The sequence below is a fragment of the Faecalispora jeddahensis genome, from assembly GCF_000577335.1.
GTDB classification, from domain to species: domain Bacteria; phylum Bacillota; class Clostridia; order Oscillospirales; family Acutalibacteraceae; genus Faecalispora; species Faecalispora jeddahensis.
In genome coordinates this window covers 1-12,712 of sequence record NZ_CBYL010000006.1, presented here as the reverse complement: position 1 = coordinate 12,712, position 12,712 = coordinate 1, and the positions used below count along the sequence as shown (strand labels likewise).

Here is a 12,712-nt window from a genome sequence, read left to right as displayed (position 1 = left end):
GATTCCATTGAAAGCAATTTTATATTAGAATAGTGGTGTCTTCCCACGCCTGTTGCGTGGGAAGACACCAACGAATTGTTTGAAAAGGAAGCAGTATTACAAGATATAAAGGAGTTTGCGATGGGATTTTTTGATAAGATCAAAGAAGGACTGAAAAAAACACGCGATAGCATCACCGGGCAGATCGACACGATGCTGAACAGCTTTACGAAAATCGATGAAGAGCTGTTCGAAGAACTCGAGGAGCTGCTCATCATGGGGGATGTCGGTACCACCACCTCCGCCAAAATCTGCGAAGAGCTGCGTGTCCGCGTGAAGAAGAACGGCGTGACAAACCCCTCTGAGGTGCGCGGCCTGCTGCAGGAAATCGTGTCTGAAATGCTCAGCGGCGGCCAGGAGCTGCAGCTTACGACCAAGCCGTCTGTAATTCTGATCATCGGCGTGAACGGCGTGGGCAAAACGACCACCATCGGCAAGCTTGCCGCGAAGCTTTCGCGCGAGGGCAAGAAGGTCATCCTCGGCGCGGCGGATACGTTCCGAGCAGCGGCGATCGATCAGCTGCAGGTGTGGGCAGATCGCGCCGATGTGCCGATGGTCAAGCACGCGGAGGGCTCCGACCCCGCGGCTGTGGTGTTTGATACCATCGCGGCGGCCAAAGCACGCGGCATGGATGTTGTGATCTGCGACACCGCCGGACGCCTGCACAATAAAAAGCACCTGATGGATGAGCTGTCGAAGATCAGCCGTATTATCGACCGCGAACTGCCGGACTGCGACAAAGAGGTTCTGCTTGTGCTCGACGCCACCACCGGGCAGAACGCCGTGAACCAGGCAAGAGAGTTCCAGAACGCGGCGGGTCTGACCGGCATTGTGCTCACAAAGCTCGACGGCACGGCGCGCGGCGGCGTGGTGCTGCCCATTCGGCAGGAGCTTGGCCTGCCCGTCAAGCTGATCGGCCTTGGCGAGAAAATAGACGATTTGCAGCCGTTTGAGGCGGACGAGTTCGCCGCGGCTCTGTTTGAGAGGGAAGCGGAATGACATTTGTAATCGCGACACATAATGCAAAAAAGCTGAAAGAACTCAAAAGAATCCTGGAGCCCCTGGGCTTTGATGCCGTGATCCGGGAAGATTTGCCAGAGGTGGAGGAAACCGGCACCACCTTTGCCGAAAACGCTCTGCTCAAAGCGGAATCCGCCTGCAAAGTAACCGGTATGCCCGCGATTGCGGATGACTCCGGCCTTGTGGTGGATGCGCTCGGCGGCGCGCCCGGCGTTTACTCCGCGCGCTACGCGGGCGAGGGCGCGACCGACCGGCAGCGGTACGAAAAGCTGCTGGAGGAGCTTCGCGAGGTCCCTACAGAGCAGCGCACGGCGCGGTTCGTCAGCGCGGTCTGCTGTGTGTTCCCGGACGGAAAGATCCTCACGGCGGAGGGCGCCTGTGAGGGCATCATCGCATTCGGGCCGAAGGGTGAGGGCGGCTTTGGCTACGACCCGATTTTCCTTGTAGGGGAACGCTCCTATGCAGAGATGACGGCCGAAGAAAAAGACAGCATCAGCCACCGCGGCCGCGCGCTTGCAAAATTGGCGCAGGAGCTGGAAAACTGGAAGAAAAATGGTTAAAATAAAGGAGTATACTACATGATCACAAGTAAGCAGCGGGCGTTTCTGCGCTCTATGGCAAATCCGCTCGACACGATCCTGATGATTGGCAAGGACGGCATGAGCGATGATATTATGAGGCAGGCGGACGACGCGCTCACCGCCCGTGAGCTGATCAAGGGCAAGGTGCTGGAAACCGCGGGGATCACCGCGCGTCAGGCGGCGGATGAGCTGGCGGCTCCTCTTTCGGCCGAGGTGGTGCAGGTCATCGGCGGAAAGTTCGTGCTGTACCGCAAAAATCAGAAGGAACCCAAAATCGTTCTGCCAAGGCCCGCGAAAAAATAATGGAACGCAGCGAATTCCATACGCATTCACGATGCAAAAACGCTGAAAAGAGTTCTCTCTCTTTCGCCGGGGGCGGAGAAGAAAGAAAAAATCAGAGCTTTTGCTTTCATTCGGTATCAGGAGGCCCCATGAAAAAACTGGCGATATTCGGCGGAACCTTCAACCCGGTTCATAACGGGCACCTGCATTTGGTGCAGGGCTTTCGCGAGCGTCTGGGGCTTGACCGCGTGCTGCTGATTCCCTCACGCGTGCCGCCGCATAAGGCGGCGGCCGATCTGGCGGATGCGAAGGACCGGCTCGAGATGTGCCGTCTGGCGGCGCAGCCGTACGGCCTTGAGGTATCGGATTTAGAGCTGCTGCGGGAGGGCCCGAGCTATACGGTAGATACCCTGCGGCAGCTGCATCAAACGAACCCGGACGCCGAGCTGTACCTTTTGATGGGTGCGGACATGTTTTTGACGCTGGAGCATTGGTACCAAAGCGAGGAGCTGTTCCGCCTGGCCCGCATGTGCGCGGTGCCGCGGAATGAAAACGGCCGCAGCGAGCTTTTGGCCTATGCAAAACACCTCGAGAGCCTTGGCGTGAAAACGCATGTGGAAGAGCTTTCGCTTCTTCCCATTTCCTCCACGCTGGTGCGCGAGCGCATCGGGCAGGGGCTACCCATCACCGGGCTGGTTCCGAAGGCCGTGGAGGAATATATTACGGAGCATCATTTATACGGGGGGATTTCCAATGGATGAGAAACAGTATGAAGAAATTGTCCGCGGCCGCTTGTCCGACAAGCGCTTCCAGCACAGCATGAATGTTGCAAAGGCGGCGCAGGAGCTGGCGGTACTGAATGGGGTCGATCCTAAAAAAGCCAGGCTGGCCGGGATTCTTCACGACATCATGAAAGAGGCCCCGCCCGAAGAGCAGTTGAAAATCATGGATGCTTCTGGTATAATGCTCACAGACGTGGAGCGCTGCGCGCCAAAGCTGTGGCACGCCATGGCGGGCGCGGCCTATCTGCAATGCGTTTTGGGCATTGAGGATCAGGAGATTCTCGACGCCGTGCGGTACCACACCACAGGGCGCGCCAATATGTCTTTATTGGAGAAGATCGTGTTTGTGGCGGATTTTATTTCGGATGAGCGGGATTACGAGGGTGTACAGGAGCTGCGCGAGGCGGCCCGCCACGGTCTGCAGGAAGCCGTAATGGCCGGTCTGATTTTTACGATTCAGGATTTATCACAGAACCAAAAACCGATTCACCCTGACAGTTTGGCCGCGTATAACGCAGAGATCGTTTCCCGCGGCGAGAAATAAACATTCAAAAATTTGAGTAGAAATGGTGGTTACCAGATGACATCATTAGAGCTGGCCCAAAAGGCCGCAGCGATTTTAGACAACAAAAAAGCCGATGAGCTGAAAGTGCTGGGAATCCGGGAGCTGTCTGTGCTGGCGGATTATTTTGTGCTGGCGACAGGTACCAGCAGCACGCATGTAAAGGCTCTGGCCGATGAGTTGGAATTCCAGCTGAAAGAAACGGGAATTATGCCCGACCACGTGGAAGGATACCGTTCCAATTCCTGGATTCTTCTGGATTACGGTCATGTCGTCATTCACGTTTTTACCGCAGAAGCACGCCGGTTTTATGATCTGGATCGCCTGTGGCAGGACGCGGAAAATATAGAGCTCGACTTTTTGAGCGAAGCGGAATGAGGGGGAGCACCAGTGAAATACGAACATAAACCGATTGAAGAACGGTGGCAGAAAAAATGGGAGGAAGCAGGCGTTTTTCACGCGTCCACATCTACGGACAAGCCGAAATTCTACGCCCTGATTGAATTTCCTTATCCCTCCGGGCAGGGCCTGCATGTCGGGCATCCCCGCTCTTACACGGCGCTGGATATTGTATCCCGCCGCCGCAGAATGATGGGCTATAATGTGCTGTATCCCATTGGCTGGGATGCGTTCGGTCTGCCGACCGAAAACTTCGCGATCAAAAATCACGTGCATCCGGCTATCGTAACTGAGAAAAATATCGCCCGTTTCAAGCAGCAGCTGCAGGCGCTGGGCCTTTCCTTCGACTGGTCCCGAGAGGTCAACACGACAGACCCGTCCTATTATAAGTGGACACAGTGGATCTTTTTGCAGATGTTCAAGCACGGGCTTGCCTATAAAAAAGAAATGTCCGTCAACTGGTGCACCTCGTGCAAATGCGTTCTGGCCAATGAAGAGGTTGTCAACGGCGTCTGCGAGCGCTGCGGCAGCGAGGTCGTGCACAAGGTCAAATCGCAGTGGATGCTGAAAATCACCGAGTATGCCCAGCGCTTGGTGGATGATCTTGATCTGGTGGATTACCCCGAGCGCGTCAAGGCGCAGCAGAGGAACTGGATCGGCCGTTCCACCGGCGCCGAGGTCCGCTTTCAGACCAGCCACGGCGAAGAGCTGACCGTTTACACCACCCGGCCCGACACGCTCTACGGCGCAACCTATATGGTTCTTTCGCCGGAGCATCCGTACCTCGAAACCTGGGCCGACAGCCTGCGCAATCTGGATGAAATCCGCGCTTACCAGCAGGAGGCTTCCAAAAAGTCCGACTTTGAGCGCACCGAGGTGGCCAAAGAGAAAACCGGTGTGCGTCTGGACGGCGTAACCGCTACGAATCCGCTGACCGGGAAAGAAATCCCGATCTTTATTTCCGATTATGTTCTCGTGTCCTACGGTACCGGCGCGATTATGGCGGTGCCCGGCCACGATACCCGCGACTGGGAATTCGCGAAAAAGTTCAATCTGCCGATCATCGAGGTCGTACAGGGCGGCGACGTGGAAAAAGAAGCGTTTACCGACTGCGAAACCGGTGTGATGGTCAATTCCGGCATTCTGGACGGCCTGACCGTTGAGGACGCGAAGAAGAAGATCATCGAGTATCTGGCGGAGAAGGGCATCGGCGAGCAGAAGGTCAACTTCAAGCTCCGCGACTGGGTGTTCTCGCGCCAGCGCTATTGGGGCGAACCGATCCCGATCGTTCACTGCGACAAATGCGGCTTTGTAGGTCTGCCGGAGAGCGAGCTGCCGCTGACTTTGCCGGAGGTCAAGTCCTACGAGCCGACCGACAACGGCGAATCCCCGCTGGCACATATGACAGACTGGGTCAATACCACCTGCCCGCACTGCGGCGGCCCCGCCAAGCGCGAAACAGATACCATGCCCCAGTGGGCGGGTTCCTCCTGGTACTTCCTGCGCTATATGGATCCCCACAACGACAAGGCGCTGGCCGGCAAAGAGGCGCTCGAATACTGGTCGCCGGTCGATTGGTACAATGGCGGAATGGAGCATACCACGCTTCATCTGCTGTACAGCCGCTTCTGGCACAAATTCTTGTATGACATCGACGTTGTTCCCACACCCGAGCCGTATGCCAAGCGCACCAGCCACGGCATGATTCTGGGTGAGAACGGCGAAAAGATGAGCAAATCCCGCGGCAACGTCGTCAATCCGGATGAGATTGTCGAGGAGTACGGCGCGGATACCATGAGACTGTATGAGATGTTCATCGGCGACTTTGAAAAGGCCGCCCCGTGGAACACCGCAAGCATCAAGGGGAGCCGCCGCTTTTTGGAGCGCTACTACGCGCTGACGGAGCGTCTGGTGCCGGGGGATCAGATCACTCCCGCGCTGGAGCAGCCGTTCCACAAGACGATCAAAAAGGTCGGCGAGGATATTGAAAACCTGAAATTCAACACGGCGATCGCTTCGCTGATGGCCCTGATCAACGATATTTCCGACGCCGGTTCCATCAACCGTGAAGAGCTGCGCGTCTTTACTCTGCTGCTGAATCCCTTTGCCCCCCATGTAACGGAAGAGGTGTGGGCGCAGGCAAAGCTCGGCACCGGGCTTGTAGCCCAGCAGAACTGGCCGGAATATGACGAGGAAAAATGCAAGGAGAGCACGGTGGAAATCGCGCTGCAGGTCAGCGGCAAGGTGCGGGCCCGCATTGAAATCTCCGTGGAATATACCAAAGAGCAGGCGATTCAGGCGGCGAAGGATCAGCCGAAGATCGCCGCGGAGCTTTCCGGTAAGCAGATTGTAAAAGAGATCTACGTACCGGGCAAGCTGGTCAATATTGTGGCGAAATAAAAAGTTCAAGCGCCGGGAAACTGCGCAGTCACAGAATGGGGGACTGTTTTGCTCCCCGTGTTGCTGTGTATGCCTTTGAAAAGGGCTGTTCCCCCAAAGAGTTGGCATGTGCCGGCAGGAGCGTTACGCTTGCAAAGTTCGGTCACATACCTGAAAATACGCTCGCTTGTTTTTGCAGATTTTTCAGCAGCACCAGGGTCGTTTTTGCGGCCGGGGTGCTGCTGTTCCTTTGCCGGTCTGCGCTTGAAAAAACAGAGTTCTTTTTTGAAAAAATGCTTTTCTATTTTTCATGCAGCGTGTATAATAGTACAGAATCGCAGGACAAGGATTGCGGCGGCAGAAGGCGATCCCATGCGTCCTGTGGCACCACATAAGCCAAATCTGGAGTATAGTAAGGATTGTGGAACAGTTATGGAAAAAAGTACATTGAAAAAATCAGTTACTGTTGTAGAAGCAATGGCGATCGTTGTGGGAATGATCATCGGTTCGGGTATCTTTCTAAAGCCCGGCATTGTCCTGGGGAATGCGGGAAGCCCCGCCATGAGTATTGCGGCCTGGATCGCGGGCGGCATTATCACGCTGGCATCCGCGCTGTCTGTTGCGGAAATCGCGTCGGCCATCCCGAAGTCCGGCGGGCTTTATACGTATCTGGAAGAACTGTACGATGAAAGAGCCGGCTTTTTGCTGGGCTGGGTACAGACGGTGATTTCCTACCCGGCCTCCGTTGCGGCGCAGGCCATCGCGTTTTCAATTTATGCCGCTTATTTTATTCCAATCAGCGGTATACAGCAGAAGCTTTTGGCTACGGGTGTTCTGATCTTTATTCTGGTCATGAACATTTTGTCCACCAAATGCGGCGGCATCATTCAGACCTTGGCAACGGTCGGCAAGCTGATCCCGATTGTGGCGATCATCGGCGTCGGCCTGCTTTCCCCGAGCCTTCCAGGCTTTGCGGGTTCTTCGCAGGAGGCGCTGCAGGGCGCGGGCTTCGGTGCCGCGATTCTGGGCACTCTGTGGGCTTACGACGGCTGGATCGGCGTCACCAACATGGCCGGCGAGCTGAAAAATCCTTCCAAAACACTGCCGAGGGTCATTTCCATCGGCGTGCTGTTTGTCATCGTGGTCTACGCCCTGTTTAATCTGGCCATTTTCCGCGCGCTCCCGCTCGATCAGATCGTGGCCTCCGCCACGCCCGGCGCAGATGCGGCGAATGTTCTGTTTGGTGAAGGCGGTGCCACCTTTATTACCGCGGGCATCATGGTTTCGGTATTCGGCGCTCTGAACGGCTATCTGATGACGGCCGCGCGTGTACCCCAGGCGATGGGCGAAAGAGGGCAGCTGCCGTTTTCCAGAATTCTGGGCGCGGTTCATCCGAAGCTGCGTACCCCTGCCAACGCTCTGATTTTCCAGAGCCTGCTGGCACTTGTGTATATTTTCTCCGGTACGTTTAATACTCTCACCGATCTGCTGGTGTTTGTTCTGTGGATTTTCTTTACCATGGGCGTTTTGGGCGTCTTTATCCTGCGCAAAAGGCAGCGCCCGGAGGAGGGGAAATACAGAGTTCCTCTGTATCCCATCACTCCCATCATCGGCGCGGTGGGCGGCGTTTATATTTTGATCAGCACACTGATCGACGCCCCGTTTCGCTCCGTTATTGGGCTTGCGATTACCCTTTTGGGTTTGCCGGTGTACCAATGGATGAAAAAGAAAAAAGAACAATAAAGTACGCTTTAGCAGAATCAAGAGTCTGATTTGTTTCGGCTAAAATTGTGCCTTTCTGCACCCAAAATGCCCGGAATACGGCAGGGATTCCTGCGCGGCTTTCTCCGGGCGCAATTTTATTCCGAAAATCTATCGGTTTTTATTTACACACAAGGACTGGGGCGGCGCGCATCTCTGTCGGATGCGCGCCGTGTCTCCTAAGTGAAAAGGTGCGGCAATACCATTTTGAAAAAGTGGTTGATTCCTTCCCCGCCTAAGGCAGAGGAAGAAATCGCTGTACTTACTTTAAGAACATTTTTAGATTGAATTGACGATAAAAAGGGGGGAGTAGTGTGGATGGAGCTCTTCTGGGCGATATTGCCGGTTCCCGTTATGAGTTCAGTAAGCCGAAAGGGTTCAATTACAAGACCATCTCTCTGTTTGAAAACGGCTGCTTTTACACGGATGACACCGTGATGACGGTTGCAACCAAATATGCTCTTCTCAACGGAATCCCTTATCGCGACGCTTACGTCATGTTTGGCAAACGTTACCCTTATGCAGGGTATGGGCCGATGTTCAAGGAATGGATATACGATCATCTGCATTCCCCTTACCACAGCTACGGCAACGGCTCCGCCATGCGGGTGAGCTTTGTGGGGGAATATTTTGAAACCCTCGAAGAGGTGGAGCGCGAAGCGAAGAAGAGTGCCGAGTGCAGCCATAATCACCCCAAGGGAATCGCCGGGGCGCAGGCGGTGGCGGTCAGTGTGTTTCTGGCGAGAAACGGCTTTTCCAAGCGCGAAATCAAAAAGCAGATCACGTCCCGTTACGGGTACTCCCTGAACCGCTGTCTGCTGCTGCATCGGCCGTTTTCCAAATTCGACATGAGCTGCGAAGGCTCGGTTCCGCTCGCCATCCGCTGTTTTCTGGAAAGCGACTCCTGGGAGAGCAGCATCCGCAATGTGCTGAGCGTCACCTGCGACACTGACACGGTCGCCTGCATCACCGGCGCGATTGCGGAGGCGTATTATAAAGACACCGGCTTTGACAATGCCCGTCTGCTCAAGGAATATTTGTTTGATCCAGCTGTTTCTGAGGAGGAACAGCTGTTATATCACTGGGCGACTGCAGAAAAGAATAAGGAGGATCGTGAGTGATTATCTACACCTACCAGTCTGTGAGAGTGCTGCGGATTTTGAAATCCGGCGAAATTTACCGTGCGCATCCCAGCCAGAAATACGGGCGGGCGTACGACTGCCTGATCGATATGCTGGGGCTGCACTGCGAGTGCCCGATTTTCGGCAATCTGAGATTCCACCGGAAGAATACGGGAGGGAGCACATCCAGCAGCGTCAAGCTGATTTTGAAGGTGCCGAAGGAAAATGTCTGGCTGACGGAGTATTCCGAATGGGCAGATTTTATGTATATGGTTCAGTTTACCTCGCCGAAGGATTACTACGACCTGATCGCGGGAGAGGTGGACGACATTACCCGGGAAAAGCTGCACAAGACGATCGAGTCTTTAAAGCTGCAGCGCAGCCCCTGGGCGTATCGGGTTCCGCAGGCGATTCTGGAGGAGATTCGGCCCGAATGGCTGACGGAATATAAAGTAAAGCTGTAACAGGCCGAAATAACTTGTGTGGTATCGCGGACTATGAAATTGTTGTAGCCTTCGCTTTCGTACGAAATGAATGATTATGGGGAAGAGGAAAAAAACATGGATAAAAAGCTGTCTTTTTCATCCTATCTGCTGGTTGGTTCCATGCTGTTTGGGTTGTTTTTCGGGGCCGGTAATTTGATTTTTCCGGTTCATATGGGTCAGATGGCCGGTGCGTCGACACCGCTGGCTACGGTCGGTTTTCTGGTAACGGCAATCGGTCTGCCTTTTCTCGGCGTCATCGCCGTGGGAATCTCCGGCAGCTCGGGCCTGTTTGATCTGGCAGGGCGGGTGCATCCTGTTTACGGATATGTGATGACGATCCTGCTGTATATGACGATCGGCCCGTTTTTCGCGCTGCCCCGTACCGCTACGGTATCGTTTGAAATCGGCCTTGTGCCTTTTCTTCCGCAGCCGATGCAGCGGGTAGGGCTGGCTGTGTTCACGGTGGTGTTTTTCGCCGCGGCGCTGGCGTTTTCGCTGCGTCCCAACAAGCTCTTGGTCTGGGTGGGGAAGGTTCTGAATCCCCTGTTCCTGGCGGTGCTTGCCGTTTTGATTATTCTGAGCGTTGTTTCGCCGATGGGCGCTGTCTCCCAGATTCCGGTAGCGGAGCCTTACGCTGCATCTCCGTTCTTCAAAGGTTTTCTCGAGGGCTATAACACCATGGATGCGCTCGCGTCGCTGGCGTTTGGAATCATTGTGGTAAACAGCCTGAAAGAGCTGGGCGTGGGCAGCCCCCGCGGCGTCGCGCTGGCAACCATCCGGTCGGGCGCGATCAGCGTGCTGCTGATGGGCCTGATCTATGCCTTTCTGGCGTATATGGGCGCTTCCAGCGCCGGGCAGTTCGCCGTTTCTGAAAACGGCGGCATTGCGCTGGCCCAGATCGCCCGGCATTATCTCGGGACGGGAGGGAGCGTCCTGCTGGCGGTGATTGTGACGGTGGCCTGCCTGAAAACGGCGATCGGCCTGATCACAGCCTGCTCGCAGACCTTCTGTGAGCTGTTCCCGAATCATTTGAATTATCGCATTTACACCGTACTCTTTACGCTCGTTTCGCTTTTGGTCGCCAACATCGGCCTGACACAGATCATTTCCCTGTCGATCCCGGTGCTGATGTTCCTGTACCCGCTGGCGATCTCGCTGATTCTGCTGGGAATTTTAAGTCCGCTCTTCCACAATCGGCGCTGTGTGTATCTGATTCCCACCATCTTCACACTGTTTGCCGGCGTGGGCGATTTTTTGAACGCCCTGCCGCAACAGGTGACAGCGCAGCCGGCAGTGCAGGCGGTTTTGGGCTTTTACCGTGAATCGCTGCCCTTCTTCTCGCTGGGGATGGGCTGGGTGATTCCGCTCGCGGCAGGACTTGTGCTCGGCTTTGTGGTCTATCAGTTTACAAAACAAAAGAAATCTAGCCAAAGCGCCTGATTCATTGGAGCTGCTGCAAAACGGCTTGGTGAAAATATCATAAAAAAATGCGTCTTGAAGGGGTTCAAAAACCCAATCAAGACGCTTTTTTACTTTTCAGAATCAGCGATGAACGCCCAGGAAAAACAGTGCGATGGTTCCGGGGCCGGAATGAGCGCCGATAACCGGGCCAACATAATTGATGACGACACCCTTTACCGAAAAACGCCGGAGAACCTCGTCGCGAACCCATTCGGCATCCTCCAGGCAGTCGCCGTGGCTGATGTAAATCATCTGCTTTTCCGGATCGATCACGGTCTCTTCCATCTGATCGACCAGAGCAATCAGCGAAGCCTTGCGCCCGCGGGCTTTCCCAACGTTGATCAGGTGGCCCTCGTCGTCTACGTGCAGAACAGGCTTAATGCCAAGCACCGTGCCGATTAAAGCCGTAGCGGAGGAAACCCGGCCGCCTCTCTTTAAATGATTCAGGTCGTCTACAGTGAACCAGTGGCACAGCTTCAGCTTGTTTTCTTCAAGCCAGTCACGCACCTGATCGATGTTTTTGCCGCTCTTTTGCAGCTCCACCGCATGTTGAATCAGCAGGCCCTGTCCCAAAGAGGCACACAGGCTGTCTACGGTATAAAGTTTGCGGTCCGGATATTGCGCGATCAGCTCCTGTGCCGCAAGGTGCCCCGCATTATATGTGTTGCTCAGGCCGGAGGAAAACAGGATGCAGAGCACATCCTTTCCCTGTTTCAGCAGAGACTCCATTTTCTCCTGAAAGGTCTCCATGTTGACCGCAGAGGTGGTGCATACCGCCTCCTGACGGAGCTGGTCGTAGAAATCATGAAAGCTGATGCTTTTTCCATCCAGGTCGTTTAAATATTCCTGATCGCCCAGATGAACCGAAAGGGGAAGAACCTCAAGTCCCCATTCACGCGCAAGGTCGCCGGGAAGATCACAGCAGGAATCCGTGAGAATTACAAAATCATTCATGGAAAAAATCCCTCATTTCCAATTCTTTGCTTTCTTTCCATAAAAAACAAATTGCCTAATTTTGGGATTATTATATCATAACATCCCCGATTATGCAAATTGTCTGTTCTGTAACAATGAAAAAAACCAAAAGAATGGCTTGACAAACGGAATGTAACATTGTATTATTGTATTAATCCACTAGTACAATCATACAGACGGAGGTGAAGATGGATGAATTGGGATCTGAAGTCTGACAGACCCATTTACTTTCAGTTGATAGAACAGATTGAACTGAGAATTATTTCCGGCATATATCCGTTGGGGAGCCGGCTGCCGTCGGTGCGCGATATGGCAACGGAAGCTTCGGTAAATCCAAATACGATGCAGAGAGCGCTTGCTGAGCTGGAAAATCAGGGGCTTTTGTATTCACAAAGAACAAGCGGCCGGTTTGTTACGGAAGATGAGGAGGTTATCAAAACCATGAAATATTCTCTTGCGCAAAACATTATCAAGGAATTTATGGAGAAGATGAATTCTCTGGGCTACGATTTCCGGCAGACCATTACATTGCTTGAGCAGATAGAGGAGGAGAAGAAATAATGGAACCGATTTTACAGTGCAAAAACCTGACAAAGGTTTTTCCCGGCAAGGTTGCGCTGTCTGGAGTGAATTTAGAGATCGGCCGCGGCAGAATCGTTGGCCTGCTTGGCCCGAACGGCAGCGGCAAAAGCACGCTGATCAAGATGTGCAACGGGCTTTTGACTCCCACGAACGGCGAGCTTTTCATTGACGGGAATACCCCGGGGATTGAAACAAAGAGGATTGTTTCGTATTTGCCGGAGCGCACCTACCTGAACGACTGGATGACTGTGCGGAATCTGGTAGATTTCTTTGACGATTTTTA

At 54.1% G+C, this 12,712-nt stretch carries 14 protein-coding genes; 13 read left to right on the top strand and 1 reads right to left on the bottom strand.

Annotated elements, in window-relative coordinates; translation table 11 throughout:
* Positions 1-120 precede the first annotated feature (120 nt).
* The 11 genes from ftsY (at position 121) to brnQ (ending at position 10,851) form a co-directional block, all read left to right on the top strand.
* Positions 121-1,038: a signal recognition particle-docking protein FtsY gene (ftsY, locus tag TY09_RS03665; protein ID WP_035316853.1), complete on the top strand. Its 918-nt coding sequence runs from the start codon at positions 121-123 to the stop codon at positions 1,036-1,038.
* Complete coding sequence (locus TY09_RS03660; RefSeq protein ID WP_009063487.1) at positions 1,035-1,619, top strand: XTP/dITP diphosphatase; 585 nt, start codon at positions 1,035-1,037, stop codon at positions 1,617-1,619. Before ftsY ends, TY09_RS03660 begins: the two co-directional genes overlap by 4 nt.
* A gap of 18 nt (positions 1,620-1,637) precedes the next feature.
* A complete protein-coding gene (locus tag TY09_RS03655; RefSeq protein ID WP_009064123.1) occupies positions 1,638-1,943 on the top strand; it encodes a YhbY family RNA-binding protein in 306 nt (101 codons plus the stop codon).
* Between the two features lie 128 nt (positions 1,944-2,071).
* A complete protein-coding gene (nadD, locus tag TY09_RS03650; protein ID WP_042431323.1) occupies positions 2,072-2,683 on the top strand; it encodes a nicotinate-nucleotide adenylyltransferase in 612 nt (203 codons plus the stop codon).
* Positions 2,676-3,248: a bis(5'-nucleosyl)-tetraphosphatase (symmetrical) YqeK gene (yqeK, locus tag TY09_RS03645; RefSeq protein WP_042431321.1), complete on the top strand. Its 573-nt coding sequence runs from the start codon at positions 2,676-2,678 to the stop codon at positions 3,246-3,248. Before nadD ends, yqeK begins: the two co-directional genes overlap by 8 nt.
* Positions 3,249-3,284: 36 nt before the next feature.
* Positions 3,285-3,644, top strand: a complete 360-nt coding sequence (gene rsfS, locus TY09_RS03640; RefSeq protein ID WP_042431319.1) for a ribosome silencing factor — start codon at positions 3,285-3,287, stop codon at positions 3,642-3,644.
* Positions 3,645-3,656: 12 nt separating this feature from the next.
* On the top strand, positions 3,657-6,065 hold the full coding sequence (gene leuS, locus TY09_RS03635) for a leucine--tRNA ligase (protein WP_042431317.1): 2,409 nt from the start codon (positions 3,657-3,659) through the stop codon (positions 6,063-6,065).
* A 411-nt stretch (positions 6,066-6,476) separates the two neighbouring features.
* Positions 6,477-7,787: an APC family permease gene (locus TY09_RS03625; RefSeq protein WP_042431313.1), complete on the top strand. Its 1,311-nt coding sequence runs from the start codon at positions 6,477-6,479 to the stop codon at positions 7,785-7,787.
* A 332-nt stretch (positions 7,788-8,119) separates the two neighbouring features.
* Positions 8,120-8,926 (top strand): ADP-ribosylglycohydrolase family protein, encoded by an 807-nt coding sequence (locus tag TY09_RS03620; protein WP_042431311.1) that lies wholly within the window; start codon positions 8,120-8,122, stop codon positions 8,924-8,926.
* On the top strand, positions 8,923-9,390 hold the full coding sequence (locus tag TY09_RS03615; protein ID WP_009063626.1) for a hypothetical protein: 468 nt from the start codon (positions 8,923-8,925) through the stop codon (positions 9,388-9,390). Before TY09_RS03620 ends, TY09_RS03615 begins: the two co-directional genes overlap by 4 nt.
* 96 nt (positions 9,391-9,486) lie before the next feature.
* Positions 9,487-10,851, top strand: coding sequence for a branched-chain amino acid transport system II carrier protein (gene brnQ / locus TY09_RS03610; protein WP_042431309.1), 1,365 nt, complete (start codon positions 9,487-9,489; stop codon positions 10,849-10,851).
* A gap of 102 nt (positions 10,852-10,953) precedes the next feature.
* Here the strand turns inward: brnQ and TY09_RS03605 are convergent, their stop codons facing one another.
* A complete protein-coding gene (locus TY09_RS03605) occupies positions 10,954-11,826 on the bottom strand; it encodes a DegV family protein (RefSeq protein WP_042431307.1) in 873 nt (290 codons plus the stop codon).
* A gap of 213 nt (positions 11,827-12,039) precedes the next feature.
* Here TY09_RS03605 and TY09_RS03600 point away from each other — a divergent pair, with 213 nt between their 5' ends.
* Both TY09_RS03600 and TY09_RS03595 read left to right on the top strand, forming a co-directional pair.
* A complete protein-coding gene (locus TY09_RS03600; RefSeq protein ID WP_009063831.1) occupies positions 12,040-12,408 on the top strand; it encodes a GntR family transcriptional regulator in 369 nt (122 codons plus the stop codon).
* A partial coding sequence (locus TY09_RS03595) for an ATP-binding cassette domain-containing protein (protein WP_042431305.1) occupies positions 12,408-12,712 on the top strand: 305 nt, incomplete at its 3' end. The genes TY09_RS03600 and TY09_RS03595, both read left to right, overlap by 1 nt.